The 24,754-nt window shown below is 74.3% G+C and carries 26 protein-coding genes and 1 pseudogene; 15 read left to right on the top strand and 12 right to left on the bottom strand.

Annotation, left to right across the window (positions count from 1 at the left end; all coding sequences use genetic code 11):
- Positions 1-35: 35 nt before the first annotated feature.
- The 3 genes from LO763_RS04955 to LO763_RS04945 are packed head-to-tail and all read left to right on the top strand — an operon-like array spanning position 36 to position 1,706.
- Entirely contained in the window at positions 36-635 is a 600-nt protein-coding gene (locus tag LO763_RS04955) for a sugar O-acetyltransferase (protein WP_230600839.1), read from the top strand.
- On the top strand, positions 628-1,212 hold the full coding sequence (locus LO763_RS04950; RefSeq protein ID WP_230600838.1) for a TetR/AcrR family transcriptional regulator: 585 nt from the start codon (positions 628-630) through the stop codon (positions 1,210-1,212). The genes LO763_RS04955 and LO763_RS04950 overlap by 8 nt, the downstream gene beginning before the upstream one ends.
- Positions 1,209-1,706 (top strand): hypothetical protein, encoded by a 498-nt coding sequence (locus LO763_RS04945; protein ID WP_230600837.1) that lies wholly within the window; start codon positions 1,209-1,211, stop codon positions 1,704-1,706. Before LO763_RS04950 ends, LO763_RS04945 begins: the two co-directional genes overlap by 4 nt.
- Here LO763_RS04945 and LO763_RS04940 read toward each other — a convergent pair.
- Both LO763_RS04940 and LO763_RS04935 read right to left on the bottom strand, forming a co-directional pair.
- Entirely contained in the window at positions 1,703-2,332 is a 630-nt protein-coding gene (locus tag LO763_RS04940; protein ID WP_369431919.1) for a hypothetical protein, read from the bottom strand. The genes LO763_RS04945 and LO763_RS04940 overlap by 4 nt on opposite strands.
- Before the next feature lie 53 nt (positions 2,333-2,385).
- Complete coding sequence (locus LO763_RS04935; protein ID WP_230600835.1) at positions 2,386-2,874, bottom strand: MarR family winged helix-turn-helix transcriptional regulator; 489 nt, start codon at positions 2,872-2,874, stop codon at positions 2,386-2,388.
- 40 nt (positions 2,875-2,914) lie between these two features.
- Between LO763_RS04935 and LO763_RS04930 the strand changes: the two genes are divergently transcribed.
- Complete coding sequence (locus tag LO763_RS04930; RefSeq protein WP_230600834.1) at positions 2,915-3,523, top strand: mycothiol-dependent nitroreductase Rv2466c family protein; 609 nt, start codon at positions 2,915-2,917, stop codon at positions 3,521-3,523.
- Between the two features lie 23 nt (positions 3,524-3,546).
- Entirely contained in the window at positions 3,547-4,773 is a 1,227-nt protein-coding gene (locus LO763_RS04925) for an MFS transporter (protein WP_230600833.1), read from the top strand.
- 10 nt (positions 4,774-4,783) lie between these two features.
- Here LO763_RS04925 and LO763_RS04920 read toward each other — a convergent pair whose 3' ends face one another.
- On the bottom strand, positions 4,784-5,416 hold the full coding sequence (locus LO763_RS04920) for a hypothetical protein (protein ID WP_230600832.1): 633 nt from the start codon (positions 5,414-5,416) through the stop codon (positions 4,784-4,786).
- 247 nt (positions 5,417-5,663) lie between these two features.
- On the opposite strand from LO763_RS04920, the gene LO763_RS04915 reads away from it, so the two are divergent.
- Complete coding sequence (locus LO763_RS04915) at positions 5,664-8,096, top strand: S8 family serine peptidase (RefSeq protein WP_230600831.1); 2,433 nt, start codon at positions 5,664-5,666, stop codon at positions 8,094-8,096.
- Between the two features lie 65 nt (positions 8,097-8,161).
- On the opposite strand, the gene gdhA is transcribed toward LO763_RS04915, so the two are convergent.
- Entirely contained in the window at positions 8,162-9,505 is a 1,344-nt protein-coding gene (gdhA, locus tag LO763_RS04910; RefSeq protein WP_230600830.1) for an NADP-specific glutamate dehydrogenase, read from the bottom strand.
- A 30-nt stretch (positions 9,506-9,535) separates the two neighbouring features.
- Entirely contained in the window at positions 9,536-10,162 is a 627-nt protein-coding gene (locus LO763_RS04905; RefSeq protein WP_230600829.1) for a DUF2249 domain-containing protein, read from the bottom strand.
- A 116-nt stretch (positions 10,163-10,278) separates the two neighbouring features.
- Here LO763_RS04905 and LO763_RS04900 point away from each other — a divergent pair, with 116 nt between their 5' ends.
- Together LO763_RS04900 and LO763_RS29590 are read left to right on the top strand one after the other, a co-directional pair.
- Complete coding sequence (locus LO763_RS04900) at positions 10,279-10,914, top strand: helix-turn-helix transcriptional regulator (protein ID WP_230600828.1); 636 nt, start codon at positions 10,279-10,281, stop codon at positions 10,912-10,914.
- Between the two features lie 10 nt (positions 10,915-10,924).
- Positions 10,925-11,242: pseudogene (locus LO763_RS29590) on the top strand (cupin domain-containing protein); the annotation flags it as partial.
- Positions 11,243-11,721: 479 nt separating this feature from the next.
- Here LO763_RS29590 and LO763_RS04890 read toward each other — a convergent pair.
- From LO763_RS04890 to LO763_RS04880, 3 genes are read right to left on the bottom strand one after another with little or no spacing between them, the layout of a single operon-like run.
- On the bottom strand, positions 11,722-12,051 hold the full coding sequence (locus tag LO763_RS04890) for a hypothetical protein (protein WP_230600826.1): 330 nt from the start codon (positions 12,049-12,051) through the stop codon (positions 11,722-11,724).
- 33 nt (positions 12,052-12,084) lie between these two features.
- Positions 12,085-12,735, bottom strand: a complete 651-nt coding sequence (locus LO763_RS04885; RefSeq protein WP_230600825.1) for a response regulator — start codon at positions 12,733-12,735, stop codon at positions 12,085-12,087.
- Positions 12,732-13,889 carry a sensor histidine kinase gene (locus tag LO763_RS04880; RefSeq protein ID WP_230600824.1) on the bottom strand — a complete coding sequence of 386 codons (1,158 nt, stop codon included), beginning with the start codon at positions 13,887-13,889 and terminating at the stop codon, positions 12,732-12,734. Before LO763_RS04880 ends, LO763_RS04885 begins: the two co-directional genes overlap by 4 nt.
- Positions 13,890-14,016: 127 nt before the next feature.
- Between LO763_RS04880 and LO763_RS04875 the strand changes: the two genes are divergently transcribed.
- Complete coding sequence (locus LO763_RS04875) at positions 14,017-15,114, top strand: hypothetical protein (RefSeq protein WP_230600823.1); 1,098 nt, start codon at positions 14,017-14,019, stop codon at positions 15,112-15,114.
- A gap of 503 nt (positions 15,115-15,617) precedes the next feature.
- Here the strand turns inward: LO763_RS04875 and LO763_RS04870 are convergent.
- A complete protein-coding gene (locus LO763_RS04870) occupies positions 15,618-15,956 on the bottom strand; it encodes a hypothetical protein (protein ID WP_230600822.1) in 339 nt (112 codons plus the stop codon).
- A gap of 1,111 nt (positions 15,957-17,067) precedes the next feature.
- Between LO763_RS04870 and LO763_RS04865 the strand changes: the two genes are divergently transcribed.
- On the top strand, positions 17,068-17,607 hold the full coding sequence (locus LO763_RS04865; RefSeq protein WP_230600821.1) for a P-loop NTPase family protein: 540 nt from the start codon (positions 17,068-17,070) through the stop codon (positions 17,605-17,607).
- 65 nt (positions 17,608-17,672) lie between these two features.
- Positions 17,673-18,527, top strand: a complete 855-nt coding sequence (locus tag LO763_RS04860) for a serine hydrolase (RefSeq protein WP_230600820.1) — start codon at positions 17,673-17,675, stop codon at positions 18,525-18,527.
- On the opposite strand, the gene LO763_RS28735 is transcribed toward LO763_RS04860, so the two are convergent.
- Entirely contained in the window at positions 18,521-18,820 is a 300-nt protein-coding gene (locus tag LO763_RS28735; RefSeq protein ID WP_255671817.1) for a LysR family transcriptional regulator, read from the bottom strand. The two genes, LO763_RS04860 and LO763_RS28735, sit on opposite strands and share 7 nt — an antisense overlap.
- Before the next feature lie 91 nt (positions 18,821-18,911).
- Between LO763_RS28735 and LO763_RS04850 the strand changes: the two genes are divergently transcribed.
- Positions 18,912-19,874: an MBL fold metallo-hydrolase gene (locus tag LO763_RS04850; protein WP_230600819.1), complete on the top strand. Its 963-nt coding sequence runs from the start codon at positions 18,912-18,914 to the stop codon at positions 19,872-19,874.
- Positions 19,864-20,697 (top strand): MBL fold metallo-hydrolase, encoded by an 834-nt coding sequence (locus tag LO763_RS04845; RefSeq protein WP_230600818.1) that lies wholly within the window; start codon positions 19,864-19,866, stop codon positions 20,695-20,697. Before LO763_RS04850 ends, LO763_RS04845 begins: the two co-directional genes overlap by 11 nt.
- Positions 20,698-20,763: 66 nt before the next feature.
- Here LO763_RS04845 and LO763_RS04840 read toward each other — a convergent pair whose 3' ends face one another.
- Together LO763_RS04840 and LO763_RS29585 are read right to left on the bottom strand one after the other, a co-directional pair.
- Positions 20,764-21,195: a phosphatase domain-containing protein gene (locus LO763_RS04840; RefSeq protein WP_230600817.1), complete on the bottom strand. Its 432-nt coding sequence runs from the start codon at positions 21,193-21,195 to the stop codon at positions 20,764-20,766.
- Positions 21,192-22,433: a sensor histidine kinase gene (locus LO763_RS29585; protein WP_230600816.1), complete on the bottom strand. Its 1,242-nt coding sequence runs from the start codon at positions 22,431-22,433 to the stop codon at positions 21,192-21,194. The genes LO763_RS04840 and LO763_RS29585 overlap by 4 nt, the downstream gene beginning before the upstream one ends.
- Before the next feature lie 433 nt (positions 22,434-22,866).
- Between LO763_RS29585 and LO763_RS04830 the strand changes: the two genes are divergently transcribed.
- Both LO763_RS04830 and LO763_RS04825 read left to right on the top strand, forming a co-directional pair.
- Positions 22,867-23,406: a DinB family protein gene (locus LO763_RS04830; RefSeq protein ID WP_230600815.1), complete on the top strand. Its 540-nt coding sequence runs from the start codon at positions 22,867-22,869 to the stop codon at positions 23,404-23,406.
- A gap of 129 nt (positions 23,407-23,535) precedes the next feature.
- Positions 23,536-24,753 (top strand): sulfotransferase family protein, encoded by a 1,218-nt coding sequence (locus LO763_RS04825; protein WP_230600814.1) that lies wholly within the window; start codon positions 23,536-23,538, stop codon positions 24,751-24,753.
- Position 24,754: the final 1 nt, after the last annotated feature.

The raw sequence follows: 24,754 nt of genomic DNA, 5'->3' as shown, positions 1-24,754 counted from the left end.
GCACGACCGTACACCGAAAGTGTACGATCGTACACATGACTGCTGCCGACCACTTCGCGGGCGACGACCGCACGATGCGCGAGCGGATGCTCGCCGGGGACTACTACATCGTCGACGACCCCGAACTCGGCGCGCTCCTGCGCCGCGCCGCCGTCCTGTCCGCGCGGTACGCCGCCGCCTTCGCCGAGGACTACGACGCCGCCCGGGGGCACCTGGCCGAACTCCTCGGCGAACTGGGGGAGGACGTGTTCATCCGCCCGCCGTTCCACGTCGACTACGGCTCCAACATCCGCATCGGCGCCCGCTCCTTCGCCAACTTCGGCCTCGTGGCGCTCGACGTCGCCGCGATCACCATCGGCGAGGACTGCCAGATCGGCCCCAACGTGCAGCTGCTGACTCCGACCCACCCGATCGCGCCGGGCCCGCGGCGCGACAAGCTCGAAGCGGCGCAGCCGATCACGATCGGCGACAACGTGTGGATCGGCGGCGGGGCCGTCGTCTGCCCCGGCGTCTCCATAGGGGAGAATACGGTGGTCGGCGCGGGCTCGGTCGTCACCCGCGACCTCCCCGCGAACGTCGTCGCCGCGGGCGTTCCGGCCCGCGTGATCCGCAGTGTCGAGGAGGCCGATGCCTGACGAGTCCCCGCCCGCCGGGCGCCGCTTCGACCCCGACCGCAGGGACCGGATCATCGACGCGTGCCTCGACGTGATCGCCGAGTCGGGGGTCGCGGGCACCTCGCACCGCCGGGTCGCCGCCGCGGCGGACGTCCCCCTCGGCTCGATGACCTACCACTTCTCCGGCATGGACCAGCTGCTCCGGGAGGCGTTCGCGCGCTTCGCCGCGTCCGTCGGCGACGGGTTCGAAGCGGCCATGGCCGCGGCCGACGGCCCCGAGGCGGCCGAGCGCGCCGTCGTCGCGATCATCACCGACACGGTCTTCGACGATCGGCGCAGCCTCGTGCTCACGCACGAGCTGTACACCCTCGCCGCGCGCGAGCCCGCGTTCCGGGAGCTGACGAACGCCTGGATGGCGCGCAGCCGCGCGGCGCTGGAGCGGCATTTCGACCCGGCCACCGCGCGCATGGTCGACGCCCTCATCGAGGGCCTGACCATCCACCGCGCGCTCGACACCGAACCGCACGACCCCGCGATCGTGGCCGAAGCGGTGCGCCGGATCGTCCCGCCCGCGCGGACCGGCGGGGCCGAGCGGTGATCGGCGACCGCTGGGGCGTCACCGACGCCGAGGTCGCGCGCCGGTTCCCCTGCGACGACGTCGTGGCCGCCCCCGTGCTCGAGGCCTGGCGCGGCACCACCGTCGAGGTCACTCCCGATCGCCTGTGGCCGTGGGTGTCCCAGATCCGGCTGGCGCCCTACTCCTACGACCTGATCGACAATCGGGGGCGCCGCTCGCCGCGGCGCCTGGCCGACCTTCCCCCGCCCGCCGCGGGCGAGCCGTTCACCGCCTCCGGCGGGCGCCCGCTCGGGCGCATCGTCTCGGTCGACCCCGGGGTGCAGTTGACGGGCCGGATCATGGGGGCGGTCCTGTCCTACGTCCTGGTGCCCCAAGGGGAGTCGACGCGGCTGCTGCTCAAGGTGGTCGCCGCGCGCGGACGCTGGATCGCGCCGTTCGCATCGGTCGGCGACCTCGTGATGGCCCGCCGCCAACTGCTGAACCTGAAACGGCTCGCCGAGCGCGAGACCGCCTAGCCGCGCAGCCACACCCGCAGCGGGCCGATCGGGGCGAAGCCGTGGCGCTCGGCGGCCGCCAGGCCGCCGCCGTGCTCGTATCCGACCACCGGCAGGCCCGGGAACCGCCGGTGCACCGTGTCCAGCACGCCGGGCCAGGCGTCGGCGCCGAACACGTTGGACACGCCGACCACCGCGTCCCGGCGGGTCGCCACCGCCCCCGCGGCCGCCCTCCCGTCGGCGCCGTGCCCACTGAGCACGGACACCTCCGGGGCCTCGAGCAGCTCCGGCCGCCACAGGCCCGCGTGCCCCTGCCCGCCGTCCCACGCGACGGCCCACGCGCGCAGCGCGTCCGCGTCCTCCGCCGCGCGCCAGTCGAGCACCGGCGCGGTGCCCGGCGGGCCCGGCGGGCGGTGGATCCACTGCGCCGCGAACAGCACATGGAAGCCCGCCGGGCGCAGGTCCAGGTCGGCGAAGCCGTCCTTCACCGAGGCGCCCGGCGTACCGGTGTCGATCCGCGCCAGCAGGTCATCGGGGGCGACGCCGGGATCCAGCGTCACCGCGTCGGGGTAGAGCGGGGGCGTGCGCCGCACCGCGGCCCACGCCCCGGCCGCGAACCGGCTCTCCACGCCGTGCGCGCGGCACATCGCGGCGCACCACTCGGCGTTGTCGCGCGCGGCCGCCCGGACCAGGCGCGCCTTCACACGGCGTCCTCGGCGAGCTTCGCCAGCAACCGGGCCAGTTCGCCGCGCTCGTCCCCGTCCAACCGCCCGATGAGCCGCGCCTGATGCTCCAGGTGCACCGCCATCAGCTCGTCGACCAGCCGCATCCCGGCCTCGGTCAACGCGATCCGGCGCCCGCGCGAGTCCTCCTCGTCCACCGACCTGACGGCCCACCCGCCCGCCTCGAGCCGGTCGACCCGCTTCGTGATCGCCCCGGTCGTCACCAGGACGGTCCGGCTCAGCTCGCCCGCCGAGAGCGCGTAGGGCTCGCCGCTCCTGCGCAGCGCCGCGAGCACGTCGAAGTCCCCGTTGCCGAGCCCGGCCTCGGCGAACGGGCCGCGCAGCCGCCGGTCCCACTCGTTTACGAGCCGGAACATCCTGCCCACCACCAGCATCGGCGAGGGGTCCAGGTCCGGGCGCTCGCGCCGCCACTGCTCGGCCATGTGCGCCACCGCGTCGTATTCCATGACTTGCAGTATAGCTTCCGTGGAAGCTATTATATCTTCCATGGAAGATAAAATTGCCTCGGTGACCTGCTACTTCGACCCGTCCTGCCCCTTCGCCTGGATCACCTCGCGCTGGCTCCTCGAGGTCGAACGGCACCGCCCGATCGACCTGCGCTTCCGGGTCATGAGCCTGTCGGTCCTCAACGAGCACCGCGAACTCGAGCTCTGGTACCGCGAGTTCAACGACCGGGCCTGGGGCCCGGCCCGCGTCTGCGCCGCCGCCGCGCAGCGCCACGGCGAGGCCGTCCTCCGCGACCTCTACACCGCCCTGGGCACCCGCCTCCACCGCGAGCGCGACAAGGACCACGACCGCGTCATCGCCGCCGCCCTCACGGAGGCCGGACTGCCCGCCGACCTCGCCGACGCGGCCCGCACCGACGCCTTCGACGCGGCCCTGCGCGCCGGCCACCGGGACGGCCAGGACGCCGTCGGCGAGGAGGCCGGCACCCCGATCACCGTCATCGACGGCACCGGCCACTTCGGACCGGTGCTCACCGCCGCCCCGGAAGGCGCCGCCGCCGCGCGCCTCTTCGACGCCGTCCGCACCCTCGCGGACCTGGACGTCTTCGCCGAGCTCAAGCGCCCCCGCGGCCCGCTCGCCCTCTCCTGACCCGCCGCCGAACGAGAGCTCCCGTGAACACCGCCACCGCCCGCCGCCGCTTCATCGCCGCGAGCCTCGTCGACGCGGTCGGCGACGGCGTCTACGTGCCGCTGACCATGCTGTTCGTCCACGCCCTGACGAATCAGTCCCTCACCGCGATCGGCGCGGGCCTCACCGCCGCCGGGATCGGCGCCCTCGCCGCCATGCCCGCCGTCGGCGCCCTCATCGACCGGCTCGGCGGCCGCCGCGTCTACCTCGCCGCGCTCGCCCTGCGCGCCCTCGGCTTCGCGCTCTACCCCCTCGCCGACACCTACCCCGGCTTCCTGGCCGTGGCGCTCACCGTCGCCGTGTCCATGTGGGCCTCCGCCCCGAGTCAACAGGCCCTCATCGGCGACATGGCCCGAGGCGCCGAACGCGACCGCCTCCTCGCCTGGACCCGCAGTCTCCGCAACGGCGGCATGGGCCTCGGCAGCCTCGCCGCCGCCGGAATGCTCGCCTTCGGCACGGACACCGGTTACCTTGCCGCCGCGTTCGCCCTCGCCGGGTCGTTCGCGGCCGCCGCCGTCCTCGTCGCCCTCGTGCCCGCCGTCCGGCCCGCGCCCGGACCCGGGCGTCCCCGCGGCGGCTACCGCGCCGTCGCCGCCGACCGGCTCTACCTGCGGCTCGCGACCGCGAACTTCCTGATCTTCTTCGCCTACACCGCCCAGGCGATCGCCCTGCCGGTCTTCCTCACCCGCGACGTCGGCGTCCCCGACGCCATGGCCGGGGCCGTCTTCGCCGTCAACACCGCCATGGTCGCGCTCCTCGGCGTCCCCGTCGCCCGCCGGATGCGCCGGGCCCGCCGCCCCCGCGGCGCCGCGCTCGGCGCCGCCGGGTTCGCGCTCGCCTTCGCCGCCTTCGCGTTCCTGCCCGCCCTCGGCGCCGGCGCGCCCGCGATCGTCGCTGTCCTGGTCGTCGCCGTCGTCTACACCGGCGCCGAGCTCGTCCACTCCGCGCCCGCCCAGAGCCTCGCCGTGGAGGCCGCGCCCGAGCCCCTGCGGGGCCGCTACCTCGCCACGTACCAGTTCTCGACCGCCGTGTGCCGCACCGTCGCGCCGGTGGTCCTGGGGTTCCTCCTCGACGCCGGCGCCTGGCAGCTGTGGGCCTTCCTGGCCGCCTCGGTCCTCACCGGCGGGCTCATCCTGCTGCGCACCGAACGCGCCCTCCCTGCCCATGTCGTCGGCGGCGCCCGGAACGGCGACGTCGTCCCGGCCGCCTGAACGGACGCGCTCAGCGCCGCCGCCTCCGCCACCACAGCAGCTGGAGGACCGCCCCGACCACCGGGATGCCGACGTACACGGCGCCGACCAGGATGTCGTCGTTGAACGGCACGTCCGGGTGCTGCCCGGTCGCCGACCACAGCAGCACCTCCTGGAAGACGCCCAGCAGCACGCAGGCGAGCGCCGCGGCGCCGTACGCGATCCGCCGGCTCGGCACCGGGACCGCGGCCGCGACGAACGCGGCGGCCAGGAACAGGAACCACACCAGCGGCTCCACCGGCGCCGGCTCCGCCGCATCGTCATGGGAGAACGAGAAGACCACGATCCATTGGGCGATCACGATGAGCACCAGCAGCCCGATCTCGGCGGTCACCGCGTCGGCCCGGCCGCGCGGCAGCCGCCACGACGCCGCCACCAGCGCGACCGGCGGCAGCGCCAGGATCGCGAAGGCCACCGCCGCGGCGAACCCGCCCTCCCAGAAGCTCCCGCCCGCGCACAGCGCCGCGATCCAGCAGGCGAACCCCGCACCCCACGCCGTCAACCGGGCGGTCGGGCGCTTCGCGGCGAGCGCGAACACGACGGCGCCGACCGCGGCGGCGAGCAGGACCAGCCGCAGCACCGGCGAACTCTCGAGAACATCCATGTCCACAGTCTGCGCACCTGCCGCCATCGCTCGAACACGGGCCCTGCGCCATTGTCGCGGGTCCGCCGCGGCCGCGCGCCCCGATGCCCGATCCACCGGAGATCCCCCGCGAAGCCCGCCGTAGGCGACACTCCGTCTCCAATGGTTGACGCGGTGTACCGACCCCAGGTCGTTTCGCGCGTAGCCTGAGAAGACGGCCGCCTCCACCGCCCTGAGAGGACGGCCACCCCTCAGAAAGAAGGCCGCCATGTCCAAACTCCTCGTCACACTGCGCCACGCCGACGACCGCGAAGCGGTCCGCGACTCCGGCATGGAGGTCCTCGCCGAGTACCCCGACACCCTCCTGGTCTCCGGCACCCGCGGCCAGGCCCGCGCCCTCACCGGCAGCGGCGTCGAGGCCGCGCCGCTGCCCGAGCAGCCCGTCCAGACCGCCGGCGCCACGTTCGCGTTCGCCGCCGCCGTCGACGCCCAGGAGGCCGTGGCCCTCGAACCCGAGCCCGGCCGCACCGCCTACTACCTCGTCAAGCTCGTCGGACCGCCCACGGCCGCCTGGCTCTCCGAGCTCACCGACGCGGGCGCCGACGTCCACGGCAGCCTCTCGGGCTTCACCCTCCTCGTCGGCGCCCTCCCCGAACGCGTCGCGGCGATCCGCGCCCTCCCGCGCGTCGAGGAGGTCACCCCCTACCGCCCGGCCATGAAGGTCTCCCCGAAGCTCCACCCCGCGCGCGGGCGCGAGCAGGACGCCGCCCAGCTCGCCGCGGTCGACCCCCGCGCCTTCGACGACGACGCCCTCCAGATGGTCGAGGTCGCCGTCTTCCCCGGCGAGGACACCGCGGCGCTGGCCGGGCGCGTCCGCGCCGCGGGCGGCACCGTGCTGACGGTCCTGCCCAAATCCCTCGTCGCGAGCGTCCCGCGCGCCCTCATCGCCGAGCTCGCCGACCTTCAGGGCATCCAGGCGATCGGCCCGTACGCCTTCTCGCAGAGCAGCAACGACCGCGCCGCCGCCGTCATGGGCGTCCCGGACGACCGCGTCTTCGCCGGCCTCGCCCTCGCGGGCGAGGGCCAGGTCGTGGCGGTCGCCGATTCCGGACTCGACACCGGCGACCCCTGGACCGTCCACCCCGACGTGCGCGGCCGCATCGCCGGCCTCACCTCCTGGCCCACCCGCGAAGTGCTGGCGCCGTTCACGAACGACCCGCCCGCGCACGACGACGGCCCCGCCGACGTCGACTCCGGCCACGGCACGCACGTCACCGGCTCGGTGCTCGGCTCCGGCGAGGCCGCCCGCGCCGCCCAGGCCGGGCCCGCGCCCGCCGGGATCGCCCCCGGGGCCCGCGTCTTCTTCCAGGCGATCAACCAACGGGTGCAGTGGAAGTCCCTCGCCGAGCTCGCCGCCGCGGGCCTCCAGCCCTTCACGTTCCCCTGGCCGCCGCCCGCCTCGGGGCTCTACGGCATCCCCGGCGACATCGCGGCGCTGTTCGAGGAGGCCTACGCGGCGGGCGCGCGCGTCCACACCAACTCGTGGGGCGCATCCCTGGCGGGGGAGTACGGCCAGAACGCCCGCTCGGTCGACGAGTTCACCTGGGCCCACCCGGACATGCTGGTGCTCTTCGCCGCCGGGAACGACGGCGAGGACGCCGACGCGGACGGCCGGATCGACGCCGACTCGATGGGCTCGCCCGGCACCGCCAAGAACTGCCTCACCGTGGGCGCCACCGAGAACGACCGCCCCAGCGGCTCCGACCCCGCTCCCGGCCTGGACCGGAACTGGAGCGACTGGAGCGGCTACCCCAAGCTCGGCCAGGCCGGGCACGTCTCCGACGACCCCGGCGGCATGGCCGCGTTCTCCTCCCGCGGCCCCACCGACGACCTGCGGATCAAGCCCGACGTGGTCGCCCCGGGCACCAACGTCCTGTCCATGCTGTCCTCGGTGTACGACGGCGACGGCGAGCCCCTGTGGGGGCGCCTGCCCGAGGACCACCCGCTGCGCGAGCGGTACTGCTGGAGCGGCGGCACCAGCATGGCCACGCCGCTCGTCGCGGGCGCGGCGGCCCTGGTCCGCCAGCACCTCGCCGCCCAGGGCCACCTCGAGGACGGCCGCCGCCCCTCCGGCGCGCTCCTCAAGGCGCTCCTGGTGAACGGCGCCGTCGCGATCCCCGGCCAGTACCCCGGCGAGGTCCCCGAGGGGCCCAACCCGGTGAGCGGCTTCGGCCGCGTCGACGTCGCACGCGCCGTCGGGGCGGCGCAGCGCGTCCGCTTCGCCGACGCTCCCGAGGACGCGGTCGCGACCGGCGAGATCCGCCGCTACCGGATCGAGGCCGCCGACCCGTCCGCGCCGCTCAAGGTCACGCTCGTGTGGACGGATGCGCCCGCCCTCGAGGGCCTCGGCGGCCTCGTCAACGAGCTGTACCTGCAACTGGAGACGCCTTCGGGCGCGGTCCTCGACTGGGACGCGAACCCGCCGGTCCGCGCGACCAACAACGTCCAGCAGATCCGCGTCCCCGCGCCGGAGGACGGCGTCTACACCGTCCGGGTGCGCGGCGTCTCGGTCACGGCGCACTCCCCGGGCGCAGCCCCTTCGCCGGACCTGCGGCAGGACTTCGCGCTGGCCGCGTCGAACGCGGTGGCCGAGGGCGCGGCGGACGGGCCGGTCGCCGCGATGGCCCCGGCGGACCGGTAGCCGCGCCGCCGGATTCGCCGCGAACGGCCGATCCGCGCGCGGGCGAACAGGCTCGGGTTCGGCCCCTAGATCACGCCGAGGGCCAGCATGGCGTCGGCGACCTGGGTGAACCCGGCGATGTTGGCGCCCACCGCGTAGTTGCCGGGCACGCCGTACTCGTCGGCCGTCTCCAGGCAGCGGTCGTGGATGCCGTGCATGATGTCGGCCAGCCGCTGCTCGGTGTGCTCGAACGACCACGAGTCCCGGGAGGCGTTCTGCTGCATCTCCAGCGCGCTGGTGGCGACGCCGCCGGCGTTGGCGGCCTTGCCGGGGGCGAAGACCACGCCCGCCTCGGCGAAGAGCCGCACCGCCTCGGGCGTGCACGGCATGTTGGCGCCCTCGGCCACGACCGCGCAGCCGCTGCGGATCAGCACGGCCGCGTCGCGCCCGTTGAGCTCGTTCTGGGTCGCGCACGGCAGCGCGATGTCGCACGGCACGTCCCACACGCTGCCGTCCTCGACGTAGTGCGCGCCGCGCCGCTCGGCGTACTCGGCGATCCGGGCGCGCCGGTTCAGCTTGACGTCCTTGAGCAGTTCGAGGTCGACGCCCTTGTCGTCGACGACGTAGCCGGTCGAGTCGGAGCAGGCGACGACGGTGCCGCCGAGCTCGTGGACCTTCTCGATCGCGTAGACCGCGACGTTGCCCGAGCCGGAGACGACGACGCGCCTGCCGTCGAAGGACTCCCCGCGGGACTTGAGGATCTCGTCGGTGAAGAACACGGTCCCGTAGCCGGTGGCCTCGGTGCGGACCTGCGAGCCGCCCCAGCCCAGGCCCTTGCCGGTGAGCACGCCCGACTCGTACCGGTTGGTGATCCGCTTGTACTGGCCGAACAGGTACCCGATCTCGCGTCCGCCGACCCCGGTGTCGCCTGCCGGCACGTCGGTGTACTCGCCGATGTGCCGGTACAGCTCGGTCATGAACGCCTGGCAGAACCGCATCACCTCGCCGTCGGACCGGCCCTTGGGATCGAAGTCCGAGCCGCCCTTGCCGCCGCCGATGGGCAGCCCGGTGAGCGCGTTCTTGAAGATCTGCTCGAACCCGAGGAACTTCACGATCCCCAGGTACACGGTGGGGTGGAACCGCAGGCCGCCCTTGTACGGGCCGAGGGCCGAGTTGAACTCGACGCGGAAGCCCCGGTTGATCTGCACCTGGCCGGCGTCGTCGATCCAGGGCACGCGGAAGATGATCTGCCGCTCGGGCTCGCAGAGCCGGCGGATCACCGCCGCGTCGGCGTACTGGGGGTGCTTGGCGACGACCGGTCCCAGGCTGTCCAGGACCTCGTGCACGGCCTGGTGGAACTCGGTCTCGCCGGGGTTGCGGCGCAGCACTTCCTCGTGGATGTCGTGCAGTTTCTCGTCCAGACCCGGCATCGGATCGTCTCCTCTCGGCGGTCGGGCCGCTCAGCGGTCCCGGGGCGGTGCGGTCGTGATGGCCAACGCTTGCCGGCGCCGGTGCACGGTGAGGTAGCGTAGCCCCTCCTCACTTGCGGCGAACCCGCGTCGTGAGCCGCGAGGGAGCCACACCACGGCGCCGGGCGCGAGGTCGACCGCGCCGAGCTCGGTGACCAGCCTGCCGCTTCCCGCCAGGACGTGCACGAGAACGTCGACGTCGGGCCCGTCGTGGGCGTCGATGCGGCCCTCCGGCGGCAGCGCGATGACGTTCGAGTCCAGGTCCCGGTCGCCCGGGTCGAGGCGCCACACCGCCCCGGCCACGCCCGGCGCGCCGACGTCGGCCGCGAGGCGGGCGGTGTCGGCCAGGATTCGGGGGAGCGGCGCCGCGGCGAGCCGGGTGATCCGGATCCGCCAGTTCCCCCGCTCGCGGACGAGGTGCTCCCAGCCGTGGCCGCCGGGGTGGGCGGCCTCGAACTCGTCCCGCAGGTGCCGCGGGTCGTGGTCGTTGACCAGGACGAGGGACCCGCCGACCGGCAGCGCGTCGTAGGCGGCGAAGACCGCCGGGTGCTTGTCGGGCTTGCGCAGCCCCCGCACGTCGAGCGTCTCCGCCTGCCCGGTCGTCTCCTGTGGGGACATCCGCACCTCCGCCTCGAAGTTTTCACAATGTCGGTTTGTGTAAACTACCCCTGCGGCCGACGCGGCCGCCACCGCGCCCCGCCATGCGGGATGCCGGGACGAAGGGAGCGCACCACGTGGCCGACGACGCGAGGCGGGGCCGCCGGGACGCAGTGCTCCGCATCCTCAAGGACGCCCCTGAACCGCTGGGCATCGCCGAGATCGCCGAGCGGATCGCCGCGCACCCCAACACGGTCCGCTTCCACCTGGACAAGCTCGTCGCCGCCGGGCGGGTCGAGCGCGCCCGCTCCGGCAGGCGCGTCCCCGGGCGCCCCGCCCAGGTGTTCCGGGCGGTGCGGGGCATGGACCCGGCCGGCCCGCGCCACTACCGGCTGCTCGCCGACGCCCTCGCCCACGGACTCGCCGCGGCGCCCGACGCCCGCGACCGGGCCGTGGAGGCCGGACGGGCCTGGGGGCTGCGCTCGGCGGCGGACGCCCCGGCCGCCTCCGCCGACGACGTCGAACGGCTCACGTCCCTGCTCGACGACCTCGGGTTCGCGCCCGAGCGCCGCGACGAGGCCCGGATCGGGCTGCGGCACTGCCCCTTCCTCGAACTCGCCGAGTCCGACTCGCCGGTCGTCTGCGACGTGCACCTCGGCCTGATGCGCGGTGCCCTCGAACGCTGGGAGTCGCCGGTCACCGTCGACCGGCTGGAGGCCTTCGCCGAACCCGGCCTGTGCCTCGCCGTCACCGCCCCCCGCGCCCGACCCTGAAAGCAGCACTGTGGACCGATCCTCGCTGACCGACCTCGCCGACGAGCAGCTCGCCGCGGCGGAAGCCTCCGCTAGCGGCCGGAGCGCCCGCACCGTGCGCGGCGACCGCGCCCTGCGGCAGACCCTGATGGCCCTGGCCGCCGGGCGCGCCCTGGACGACCACGAGAGCCCCGGCGAGGCCACCCTGCAGGTCCTGGCCGGCCGGGTGCGCCTGAGCGCGGGCGACGAGGCCCGGGAAGGCGCGGCGGGGGACCTGCTGGACCTCCCGCCGCACCGCCACCGGCTCGACGCGCTCGAAGCGTCCGCCGTCCTGCTCACCGTGGCCCGGAGCGAAGCCGCCGCACCGCCCCGCCCCACCGCGGGCTCCGGCGCCCTGTTCGCCGCCGGCGTCGCCTGCGTCCTCCTCGGCGGCCTCGCCGCCGCGGCCACCGGCCCGCTCGACCTCTACAAGGGCAGCTGGGCCGCCGCCTACCTCGTCCTCGTGTGCGGTGCCGCGTCGTGCGCCATCGCCTTCATGCAGGCGCGGTCGCGCGCCGGGGCGCTGCCGCCGACCGCCTCCCGGATCCAGTCGTCCGCCTGGGCCCTCGGCAACGCCGCGGTCCTGGCGGGCACGCTGGCCGCCCTCCCGGCGATCGTGGACGCCGGAGCGGCGCTCCTGCTGGCGGCACTGGGCATCGCGCTCGCCGCCACCCGCGGCAACGCGCCGGGCCCCGCGCGGACCGCCTACCGGATCGCGCTGATCGTCCTCCTGCTCAGCGTCCCCGTCGGGGTGCTCCTCGCCCACCTGCGCAACGGCGCCTGAGCCGTTCAGGAACCGGGCCGGTCGCGCCGCGGCATCGCGGGGCGGTCGAGGATCTCGACGTACACGATCTCCTCGTCGACCACGTCGAGGATCAGGTCGCCCTCGCCGGGCGCCAGCACCACGTTGCGGTGCCCGGGACCGTACGGCGCCCCCGGCGGGTGCTCGCTGGTGCGGAGGCTCTGGCAGTACCCGTCGCCGCATTCGCACGCGGCGACGAGCCTGAGGTCCCGCGCCGCGACGGCGAGCCACCGCTCGCCCGCGGCCTCCAGCAGCCGGACCAGCTCGTCGACGAGGTCCGGATAGACCTCCCGCACGAGCGGGTGCGCGTCATCCATGGCCCGAGCATAGGCGCGCCGCGCGAGGCCGCCTCACCCCTCCGCGGGCACCAGCCCGGACGACCAGGCCCAGGCGGCGATCCCGACCCGGTTGGGCACGCCGATCTTCCCGCGGATGTTCGCCAGGTGGTTCTTCACCGTCCCGGCGCTGATGAACAGCTCGGCGCCGATCTCGGCGTTGGTGAGCCCGCGCGCGACCAGCCGCGCGACCTCCCGCTCCCGCTCGGACAGCGCCGCCTCGGCCTTCGGCGCCTCGGCCGGGATCATCCGGCGCAGCAGTTTGACCGTGATCTGCGGGCTGATGAGGGTGTCGCCGGACATCGCGGCCCGGACCGCCTCGATGAGCAGCGTCGGGCCGGAGCGCTTGAGCAGGTACCCGCAGGCGCCGCCGCGCAGCGCGGCGTACACGTACTCGTCCAGGTCGAACGTGGTCACCACGACCACCCGCATCGGCGCCGCGACCCCGGGCCCGGCCAGCGCCCGCGTCAGCTCCAGGCCGTCGAGGCCCGGCATCCTGATGTCGGCGAGGACCACGTCGGGCCGCAGGTGCCGCGCCTGGTCCAGCGCGCTGCGCCCGTCGGCCGCCTCGGCGACCACCGCCATGTCGGGCTGCGCGTCGAGGACCATGCGGAAGGCGTCCCGGATGCCCTCCTGGTCGTCGGCGATGAGGATCCTGATGGTCACGCGTCCACTCCCTTCCCTTCCGGCAGCGGCAGCCTGACCGCCACCCGCCAGCCGCGGGGCTCGCGCGGACCGGCCTCGACGGTACCGCCGAGGCGCCCGACGCGCTCGGCCATGCCCGGCAGTCCCAGGCCCCCCGAGGCCCGCGGCCCCGACCGCGGGGCCGCGCGCCCGTCGTCGGCCACGGCCACCAGCAGCCACCCGTCGTCCTCGGCGATCTCGATCGTCACCGTCGCGGCCGCGGGCGCGTGGCGGCGCACGTTGGTGAGCGCCTCCACCACGGCCCGGTAGGCGACGGCGCCGTTCTCCCGGCCCGCCCCGCCCCGCAGCCGCCGGTCCACCACGACCTCGGCGTCACCGGAGGCCGCGAAGCGCCGCGCGAGCGCGTCGATGTCGTCCAGTCCGCCGACCGGCTGCCGCGAGGCGTCCACCCGGAGCATGTGCACCGTGCGGTCCATCGACTCCAGTGCGCGGACCCCGGCCGCCTCGATCTGCTCCAGCAGCACCGTCAGCTTCGGGTCGCCGCCCGCCAGGACCATCCGCCCGGCCTGGGCCCGCGCCACGATCTCGCTCACGTCGTGGGCGACGAAGTCGTGCAGCTCCCCGGCCAGGCCGAGCCGCTGCTCCTCCCGCGCCCGCTCCACCGCGCGCCCGCGCTCGGCCGCCGACCAGCGCAGATACCAGGCCGCGGTCCCGACGGCCAGCGCCGGGACGAGCCACAGGGCGCTCGCCGCCAGCAGCGACAGGAGCGGCTCGCCGGTGAGCATCCGCTGCACGATCAGCGCCGTCGCCGCGCCCGCCGCCGCGGCCGAGGCCACGGCCGCGCGCGGCGGCGACCACCGCACCGACAGGTAGATCAGGACCAGCAGCAGCGCGGGCTCCAGCAGGATCCACAGGCCGGTCAGCCCGTCGACCTCGGCCCCGGGGTCGGCGGCGGCCCGCGTCCAGGCGGTCACCCCGACCGAGACCGCGCCGGCCCCGACCACCGCCGCGGGCACGAGCCGCGACCGCATCGACCGGGCCGCGAGCACCGCGGCGACCGCCAGACCCGCCGCCACCGGGCCGACCATGAGCACGGCCGGATCGGCGGGCAGCCGCACCGCCCCGACGAGCAGGGCGAGCGTCCCCGCCGCCGCCACGAGCCGCCGTCCGATCACCACCCGAGCTTAAAGGCCCCGCATCGCGGCGGCCATGTGCCGAACGGGCCATGCGGGCCCGCCGCAGGCCCGGGAAGGCGCCGTTCGGCACATGGCCGCCGCGCCCCGCGGATTCGAGACTGGAGGCATGAGAAGCACATGGCACCAATGGATCGGCTACGCCACGGCCGCATGGACGCTCGCGTACGGCCTCCTCGGCCTCTACTGGACCTTCGGCGGCGGCGGGTTCCCCTTCGGCACCGGCGACGCCGAACTCATGGCCGAACCCGAGAACGCGCTCAAATTCAACCTCCTCGGCGAGACCGCCCCCGAGACCGCCGGGCCCGTGATCGCCGTCCTCGGCCTCGTCGGGGCCGCCGCCGCGGTCCTCATGGCCCGCGGCTACACGAAGGGCCCGGCCCGGTGGCTCCTGCCGGTCCTCGCCTGGACCCTCGCGATCGGCCTCACCGTCGCGATCCAGGACTACCGCACCCTCATCGTCGTCGCCTACACCCCGATCATGCTCATCGTGATGCCCTTCACCGGCTGGGCCGACGCCTTCCGGTGGGGCGACCTGTACCAGATGCCGCGCCTGAACCTCCTGATGTGCCTCCTCGCGGGCATCGCGTGGGCGCTCACGGCCGTCGCCTACCACCGCCGGGCCGCCGGCGCCTGCGAGGCGTGCGGACGCGCCGACGACGAGGAGCCGTCCTGGGTCGACCGCGCCGGCAGGGCCGCCACCTGGATCGCCTTCGCCGCGCCCTTGACGTACTGCGCGACCCGCTGGGCGTGGGCGCTCGGCTTCAGCCTCGGCATCGACTCCGATTTCTACCGCGAAGGCCAGGAGAGCGGCCTGTGGATCGCGGGCGCGGCCCTGGCGACCTTCGGCGCCCTGGGGGCCGTGCTCACCCTCGGCCTGATCCAGCGCTGGGGCGAGGTGTTCCCGCGCTGGATGATCGGCCTGCGCGGGAAGCGGGTGCCGCCGATGCTCGCCGTGGTCCCCGCCGTCCTGGTCTCGGTCCTCATCACGTCCGCGGCCGGCATGTACGTGCGGGTCGTGGCGATCGACGGCGTCACCGCGAGCACCTGGCCCCTGACCCTGCCCGAGGTCTTCTGGGTCGTGTGGGGCGCAGGGCTGTTCGTCGCGGCCCTCGCCTACCACCGGCGCCGCCGCGGCGTCTGCGCCGCCTGCGGCCGGGGCGAGGCCGAGGTCCTCGAACCGAAGCGCCCGGTCGCGGTCGCCTAGGGCAATGCCGTTCAGCTAGGGGTCGGCCTTCGGGCCGACCTTCGATGGGTGTTCGGGCACGCATTGACGGACGGCCGGGGCTGGGAGTGCCGCCGGGGCCGGCCCCGAGTTCTCGGGCGGGGTTCGGGCGGCAGCGATGAAGAGGCGGGGAGCCGAGCCTGGGTGTGTCGCTCAGGCCGGGCCGATGATCGAGGGGTGTTCAGACGGCAGCGACGGCGTGGCGGAGGGATCGGTGGTGGCGGTGTTGCCGAGGCCGGGCTGATGCTCGGGTCAGGTCCGGGCGGGCGGCGACGGGGCCGTGGAGGCTGGGGCCGGGGTGGCCTGCCGGGGCCGGGGCGGTCCTCGAGTGGGGTTCAGTCAATCGGCGACGGTGCGGCGGAGTGGCCGGTGCTGCGTGCGCTGCTGAAGCCGGGCGGGTTCGTGGTTGGGGTTCGGGCGGGCGGCGACGGAGGTGTGGAGGCCGGGGCCGGCGCCGGGGCGGGTTGCCGGGGCCGGGTCGGCGCTCACGTGAAGTTCAGGCGGCGGCGACGATGTGGCAGAGGGGTCGGACCTGCGGTGGTCGCCGGGGCCGGGGCAGTGTGGGTCGCGGCGGGAACGAACGACGGTGTTCCGGCGGCGGTGGTGGTGGGGCCGGTGGTTGCCGGTGCGGTGGCGGCTCGGCCGGGCCTCGCTGCGGCGGCGGGGTCGGTGAGCGCTGGTGCGGCGGTGCCGGTCGTCGCTGCGGTAGCGGTGGTGTCGGTGGCTGCCGGGTTCGTCGCAGCGGCCTGCCGCCGGGCGGCCTGGTGCGCGGCGGGTGCCGCAGGAGTCGCGGTGCAGGGCATCGTGGTGGTCGTGGTGGTCATGGTGGGTTCACCTCCTCCCGGTGGGTGTGGTCGTGTCCTGGCGGGCACGTGGTCGTGAGCGTGCCGCTCGGTGGCGTCGCTGAGCAGTGCTGTCTCGCAGCGGGCTCTCGCGGCGGGGTCTCGCATCGCCGTCGAGTAGTCGCCGCCGTGCGGCCATGGCCTGCCGGTCCCGCCGGTTCTCTCTGGCGTGTGGACCTATCGTCCTGCCGGTCCTATCCGGCGTGCCGGATGTGGCTCGGTTCGTCCTGTCCTTTCCTTTCTGTCGGTGGTGGTTGGGTGGGTGTGCTGGATACGCCTGGGGGTGTGTGCGGGACTCCGACTGTGCTGGCCGGCGGTACCTCCTCAAGGAGGCCGCGCTCCCGTCACATGCCCGTGGACCGCGGTGACGGTGGTACCAGCGCAGGACCGGAACGCGGGACAAACAACCCCCGTCCTAGCTGCGAGGGCGGCCCCGACACCAGTGGGCGGTACGAGCGGCCAGAGGCTGTCGTAGTCTGCATTAAATGAACACATCTCGTTCGCTTGCACTGATTCCGTAACCCTGTACGTACCACCAATCATCCCCCCGATAGCCCCACGGCGGCAACACCCACACGGGTAGAACACCCTCACGTTTCCACCGGTGCCCCTGCCCCGCAACGACACCGCCCACCAGATCCACAATGGCACCCCACCCACCCGGCCACCCACGACTCCGGGCCCGCCAACCGACCCCAGCCCTTCACACACCGCTTCGTCGCCGTCGCCCTGACCGCTGCCTCCGCACCACCGGCACCCGACCACCCCACCCCGGCGACACCCCACCCCTCCATCGCCGCCGCCCTCAGCTCGAACCCCGACAGCCCGAACTCGCGCACCCACATCAATCCGGCACGCGCCTTCTCGCCGCCTGAAGCCGACCCCGCCCCCTGCTCGCACCGGCTCCAGGCGCACGACCCCGACCGCCGAAAGACCGGACCCGCCGGCCTCCAAGGCGGACCCCACGCACGGCCCCGCACCAATGTCCTGACCAACCGGCAATGCGCCCAACGGGCCCCGGAACCCGCCCCTCGCCCGGTGGCCGTACCCGGCCGCGACCGGTACGGTGGTGGCCCCTGAACGGAGGAGCCCTTTGAACCTCAGCGAGAACCCCTGCGAAGTCCTGCTCATCGCGGGACGCTCCGGCGTCGGCAAGTCCACCGTCTCCTGGGAGGTGACGAGCCGCCTCGCCGACCTCGGCGTCGCCCACGCCTTCATCGAGGGCGACTTCCTCGACCAGGTCCACCCCGCCCCCGAGGACGACCCGGCCCGCACGCGGATCACCGCCAGGAACCTGGCCGCCGTCTGGGGCAACTACCGCGAACTCGGGCAGCGGCGCCTCATCTACTGCAACACCGTGTCGGTCCTCGAACCCGACATGATCACCGAGGCCATGGGCGGCGACGTGACCCCCGTCGGCGTCCTGCTCACCGCCGACGACGCCGCGGCCGAGGAGCGCCTGCGCGCCCGCGAGATCGGCAGCTACCTCGAACCGCACCTGCCCCGCAGCAAGCGCATGGCCCGCCGCCTCGAGACCCACGCCCCCGCCTGGGTCCACCGCGTCCCCACCGGCGGCCGCACCGTCCCCGACATCGCCGCAGCGGTGATCGCCCTGACCGGCTGGACCGACTGACCGGCCCTGGAGAGCGACGGCGGGCCGCGGCTACGATGGCGCCCGACCCGCGAGAAGGAGCAGCCGTGATCGACGAGTTCTTCGCGCCGCTCGGCGCCCGGGCCTCCGCGCACATCCGCGACCTCGCCGACGGGCGCGGCCTCGGCGTCCGCGAGACCGAACCGGTGATCCTCGTGTCGGTCGTCAAGCTCTTCATCGCCTGGGAGTTTCGCCGCCAGGTCGAGGAGGGCCTGGTCGACCCGGCCGCCCTCGTGCGCGTCACCGCCGCCGACCGCCTCGGCGGCACCGGCACCGCCGGGTTCCGCCACGACTCCCAGATCAGCGTCTGGGACCTGGCCGCCCTCATGATGGAGGTCTCCGACAGCACCGCCGCTGACCTCGTCGCCCGCCACATCGGCATCGGCTCCCTGCGGAGCCTCCCGGCCCGGACCGGCCTCAAGGGCACCCGCCTCATCGGCTCCCCGCGCGCCATCCTCGAAGAGGTCGCCCGCGACCTCGACGTCTCCGACCTGGAGGCCCTCGCGCACGTCCTCGAGAGCGGCTCGGTCTCCACCGAGGAGCTGCGCGGCACCAGCGCCTGGGACCCGGCCCGCACCAACGCCTCCACGCCCGCGGACCTGACCGCGTTCCTGCGGCACGTCTGGAACGGCCCCGCCCCGGTCGCCGCCGACGTCCGCACCTGGATGTCCCGCCAGCTCACCGGCGGCCGCCTCTCCCGGCTCGCCCCCAGCGGCGTCGCCGTGTTCGGCCGCTCCGGGTCGCTGCCCGGCTGGCGCAACGAGGTGGCCGTCTGGGAGTGGCCCGACGGCCGCCGCCACGCCATCGCGGTCTTCGCGCAGGTCACCCGCGACAACACCCGCGAAGTCGAGCTCGCCATGAGCCGCGCGGCCCTCGCCTTGACCGACGCGCTCGGTCAGTAGAGCGAACTCCACGGCCGCGGCGGGTCCGCCGGGTCCGTCCCGGCCGCCCGGCGCACCAGGCTGCGCAGCCGCTGGTGGCGCTTCAGCAGCTCCGGCGCCTCCCGCATGAGCACGTGCCCCGCGGCCGTCAGCGTCACCTGGCCGCCCCCGCGGTCGAACAGCTCCGCGCCGAGCTCCTTCTCCAGGCGGCGGATGCGCTGGCTCAGCGGCGGCTGCTCCATCCCGAGGCGCTCGGCGGCCCGGCCGAAGTGACGTTCTTCACCCACCGCCAGGAAGCACTCCAAGTGCCGCATGATGTCCACGCGGCAACGATATCAACGCCCGTATGGGCCCATAGCCGTGTTGATATTGGACGGAACCGGCCGCCGCGGCTTGACTGTCGCCATGACCAGATCACCAGACCCGACACCGGCGGTGCGCCGCCGGGGCCTCCTCAAAGGCGCCGGCGTCGCCGCCGTCACGGCCGCCGCCGCCGGGGGCGGCATCGCGGCCGCGCAGCAGACGGGCGAGTCCTCGCCCTCCACCGCGTCCGTGCGGCTGCGCTGGCTCGGCACGAACGCCTGGGAGTTCACGACCGGGACCGCGACCGTCCTCATCGACCCGTGGGTCAGCCGCTTCCCGACCGGCGCCTACACGCCCGAGGGCGCCGACCCCGAGACCGAGATCGAGGTCCACGAGGACGTCGTCGACGAGCACCTCCCGAAGGCCGACACCATCCTCGTCACCCACGGCCACTGGGACCACATCGCCGACGTCCCCTACCTCGCCGCGAAGACCAGCGCCACGGTGCTCGGCACCGAGACGCACCTGAACCTCCTGCGCGCCATGGACGCCCCCGAGGACCAGCTCTCGCAGGTCGTCGGCGGCGAGCTCTATCAGTTCGACGGCTACACCGTCGAGGTCTTCCGCTCCTCCCACTCCGCGAGCGGCGAGCACAAGCGGATCACCTTCGGCGGCACCCGGCCCGGCGCGCCCCCCAAACGCCCGAAGCGGATCGAGGACCTCGTCGAAGGCGGCAGCCTCACCTACCTGCTCGACTTCGGCGGCGTCTCCTTCTTCAACGCCGGTTCGGCGAGCTTCCACGAGCGCGAGATCGACGGGATCCGCCCCACCGTGCTGTTCCTCCAGCCCGGCGGCGGCCACACCCCCGACTACGTGGAGCGCCTGCTCGCGGCCACCGGCTTCCCGCCCTACGTCGTCGCGACCCACTGGGACGACTTCGACGAGCCGCTGACCGAGCCCGCCGCGATCGGCGCCGACTGGAAGCCGCTGCGCGACCGCGTCGCCGCCGCCAGCCCCGACACCGAGTTCCTCCTCATCGACCACCTGGAGCACCATGACTTCTGAAGTGACCGTCCGCTGGCTGGGCACCAACGCCTGGGAGCTCACGGGCGGCGGGGCCACCGTCCTGGTCGACCCGTACGTCTCCCGCACCTACACCGGCGCGACGAAACCGGGCCAGTTCGACCCCGACACGAAGATCACCGTCGACGAGACGGCGGTCGACGAGCACATCGGCGCCGCCGACTCGATCCTGGTCACGCACGGCCACTTCGACCACATCGCCGACGTCCCGTACGTCGCCGAGAAGACCGGCGCGACGGTCCTGGGCACCGAGACCCACCTGAACCTCCTGCGCGCCATGGACACCCCCGAGGACCAGCTGTCGCTGGTCGAGGGCGGGGAGCTGTATCAGTTCGACGGCTACACCGTCGAGGTCTTCCGCGCCTCCCACGGCGTCAGCGGCAAGCACAAGACCCTGCTGTTCCCGGGCACGCTCCCCGGCGAGAAACCCAAGCGCCCCAAGCGGATCAAGGACCTCGTCGAGGGCGGCAGCCTCGCCTACCTCGTCACCTTCGGGGAGGTCTCGCTGTTCTTCAACGGGACGCCGGCGTTCCACGAGCGCGAGGTCGCCGGCATCCGCCCCACGGTGCTGTTCATGCAGGGGAACAACCCGAACTACCCCGACTACGAGGAGCGGATGCTCGCGGCGACGGGCTTCCCGCCGTACGTGGTCCCGACCCACTGGGACGACTACGAGGAGCCGCTCACCGACCCGGCCGTCGACCTGTTCGGCGCGGCGGCCCTGGGGGAGCGGGTGGCCGAGGTCAGTCCCGACTCGCAGTACGTGCTCTTGGACCACCTGGAGTCGTTCACGTTCGGGGCTTAGGCCCTTTCGGGTGGTGGCGGGCGGACGGGAGGGCGGGCCGGATGCCGCCCCGCGGAGTTCGCCGACCTAAAAGTCCCCGTAGGCCACCTGGAAGCAGGGGAGCTCCAGCTCCTGGCGCCACATGCGCACGACCTGGTCGCGGTCGTCGAAGACGCACAGGACCTCCCGGCCGGCGAGGTGCTCGTCGAACATCTCGCGCTTGACGACCGTGTCGCGGCGGTGGTCGCCCGCGGCGCGCATGTACAGCTCGATGCCGCCCTCGATGTCGACGTGCCGCTCGAGCCAGGCGAAGGTGTCCTCGTAGCAGCCGGGCACCGACTCTCGCCCGGACAGGAACACGATCCGGTGCCCGGCCGCCGCGAGCGCCTCGACGGCGGCGATCACCGGCGGGTTCGGCCGGTCCTCGCCGACGCGGTGCCAGTCGAAGGGCCCGCGGGCCCGGCTCCCGACGCGCAGGGCGACCGTGCCGTCGACATCGACGATGACGATGCCGCTCACGACGCGGACCTCCTGGCCCGCACCGGGGCGAGGCGCCCGGCCCGGCGGCGCGGCTGGAGCGGCAGCCGCCGGGCCGGGGCCGCCGCCCGGGGCAGCGTGCCCCGCACGGTGAAGCGGCCGTCCTCGTGGGCGTGCTCCACGCCGCCGCCGGCCTCGCCGAAGCGCCCGGCGAGCATGGAGAGGCCGTTGCCCGCCCCGTGCGCGGGCTTCGGCGCGCCGTCGTTGGTGACCGTGACCGTGACCGCGGCGTCGACCTCCACGATGGACACGTCCGCGGCGGTGGGCTCGGCGTGGCGGATCAGGTTCGTGGTCGCCTCCCGCACCAGGAGCCCGAGGAGCCTCTCGGCGTCCTCGTCCAGGGACGGGACCGCGTCGGGGACCGTGGCCGCGACCCCCGCCGACTTGAGGGTCCGCGCGGCCGCGTCGATCTCCTCGGACAGGCCGACCTTCCGGTACCCGCCCACCACGGCCCGCATGTCCTTGAGCGTCTCCCGGGCCAGCTCCTCGATCGCCTGGACCTCGGCGGCGGCGAGCTGGGGGCGCTCCTCCATGAAGCGGCGCGCCATCTGCGCCTTCAGGGTGATCACGGTGAGGTTGCCGCCCTGGACGTCGTGCAGCTCCGCGGCGAACCGCAGCCGCTCCTGGGCCACCGCGAGCTCGCCCGCGAGCCCGCGGGCCTTCTCGATCTCCTGCGCCACCTGGTAGTGCCACAGCTGGCAGACGATGCCGCCCGCGACGGCCGGGAGCAGGAACACCGTCATGATCATCGCCTGCGGGGTCATGAGCCCGGCCAACGCCAGCCCCACCGCCGCGGCCGTGGCGGCGAGCACGCCGACCATCAGCGCCCGGGCCCGCCTGCCGGGCCGGGCCCACAGGGCGGCCTCGGCCACGAGCAGCCCGGTCGGGGCGGCCCAGGCGTCGCCGATCGGGGTCGAGGCCGCCTCGACGCCGGCGCCCAGGAGGAACAGGGCCAGCGCCGCGCCCCACAGGGCCCGGCGCCGCCACAGGTCGCCGCCGTTCCAGTGGAGCACCAGCGCGGCGGTGCACAGGGCGACCGACGCGGTGAGCGCACCCGCGGCGAGCGGCAGCGCGCCGGGGTCCATGTCCGAGGCGGCGAGGAACGCGGCGCCCATGAACAGCGCCAGCGGGCCGGAGCCGATGACGCTGCCGTACGTGTAGCGGCGCAGCCGGCGCAGGTCGCGCGCCGGTGCGGTGGCCGTTTCGCGGGTGGGTGACACCCGCCGATTCAACCACCTCCCGCCCGGCCCGCGGGTCCCGGATCTTCCCGGCCGCTCCCGGCCGGTCCGCTCTCCGCCCCGGAGGGCGGTCTCCACCGGGGTGTCGCCTTTGTTCGGCGGAGTCCGGCGGCGTCCGGCCGTCGGCCCGACCCGGCATCGGCCGAACAGCCGGTTATCGTAATGCGACGTTCTGACGTGTTGACCTGCAATGCACCCGGACCTTAGGCTGTAGCCGCGAAAGCGGTGGAGGCACGCAATTGCCGCCGTCGCCGCGGCGGACCGCCGTCCTTGCCCCGCGCCCCGCCGAGGACTGCCCCTCGAGCAACTCCGGTGCCCGCTCCCCAGATCCGGGGGAGCGGGCACCGGCTCTCCTCCCGAACGGCCGCGGCGGATCCGCTCGCCCGTACGGGCCGCGACTCGGTACAGTCCGCCCATGACGATCTTCGACGCGCAGGGCCGCCCCGAGCCGCCCGTCTCCGGTGACGAGACCGCGATGCTCCTCGGCTTCCTCGACTTCCACCGCGCCACCCTCGCCTGGAAGGTGGACGGCCTCGGCGCCGATGGCCTCGACCGGACCGCCGCCGCCTCGGCCATGACCCTCGGCGGGATGCTCAAGCACCTCGCGTACGTCGAACTCAGCTGGTTCGCCGGGTTCCTGTTCGACCGGCCCCTCGGCGAGCCGTGGGACTCGGTCGACTGGGGCGCCGACTACGACTGGGACTGGCACTCCGCCGCCGACGACGCCCCCGAGGCGCTGCTGGCGCTGTGGCGCGGCAGCGTCGACCGGGCCCGCGCCCTCACCGACGAGGCCCTGGCGGACGGCGGCCTGGACCGCCTCGCGGACCGCGGCTGGCAGGACGGCCGCACACCGTCCCTGCGCTGGATCCTCGTCCACATGATCGAGGAGTACGCCCGGCACAACGGCCACGCCGACCTCATCCGCGAGGCGATCGACGGGGCCACCGGCGAATAGCCCGGCCGCACCGGCCACAAGAGAGAAAGGCATCGGCCAGGCCTTCTCGCACAGCGACAACTGCGCTACGGTACGTGGGAATCCCGCCCCACCGGCGTCCGACGCCAACGGAGAGAGGACACACCCCCTATGCGCCGCACCACCACCCGTATGCGCCTGGTCAACGCGCTCACCGCCCCCGCCGCCCGCGCCCGCCGCGACCCCGACAAGGTCTTCGACCGCCTGCTCGCCGCCCAAAGGTCCGATCTGGACGGCGCCGTGATCACCGAGGAGGACGAGCGCTCCCTCGAGGACCTGCGCGGCTTCCTCCGCCACATCGCCGCGGTCGAGTCGCTCAGCGGCGTCGGCTGGCTGTCCGTGCACGACATGGCCGCGACCCGCATCCGCAACCTGTTCCACGTCCGCCGCCTCCAGGCCCGGCATCCGGAGGCGACGCGGGAGCGGATCGAGGCGCCCGTCTTCGTCATCGGCCTGCCCCGCACCGCGACGACCCTGACCCACAAGATCCTCGCCAACGCCGAGGGCGGCCGCGGCCCGTACATGTGGGAGATGGACAACATCGGCCTGCCCCGCTCCGAGGAGGAGGAGGCGCGGCTGCGGCGGCGGACGCAGCGCAAGCTCGACCAGATCCTGACCCTCAGCCCCTCGTGGGGCCGCATCCACCCGGTGCGCGCCGACTGGGTCGAGGAGATCTACTTCCTGCTCAACCAGAGCCGCCTGCACAACACCATGGCGTCCATGCCGGGGTACGTCGCGTTCATGCGGACCTACGACGCCCGGCCCGACTACCGGTTCGTGCGCGACGCGCTCCAGATCCTCCAGTACCGCCGCCCGGCCCGGCGGTGGATGCTCAAGCACCCCGACTGCCTGGCGGAGACGGCCGCGATCCACGACGTGTTCCCCGACGCGAGGTTCGTGTGGACCCACCGCGACCCGCACACCGTCATGGGCTCGATGTGCTCCATGGCCGAGTCCCTCGCCTACCTGCACAACCGGCCGAGCTCGGTCGACCCGCACCTGATCGGCCGGACGTGGCTGGAGATCCTGCCCGAGATGGTCGAGCGGGCCCGCCGCGAGCGTACCAGGATGCCGCGCGAGGCCACGGTGGACGTGGCCTACCACGCGATGATGGCCGACCCGTTCCACCACGTGCCCGAGCTGTTCGAGCAGCTCGACCTCAAGTGGACGGACGCCGACGAGCGCAACCTCGCCGACGCGCTCGACCGCCCGCGCGACCAGCGCGGCCACGAGTACTCGATGGCGCACTACGGGCTCGAGCCGGCGATGATCGACGAGGCCTTCGGCGACTACGGCCTGTTCGTGGACAACATGACCGCCAAGCGCTGAC

This window comes from Glycomyces amatae (assembly GCF_020991375.1).
Classification (GTDB): Bacteria; Actinomycetota; Actinomycetes; order Mycobacteriales; family Micromonosporaceae; genus Glycomyces; species Glycomyces amatae.
The sequence above is the reverse complement of the archived record's forward strand: the minus strand, read 5'-3'. Positions and strand labels throughout refer to the sequence as shown.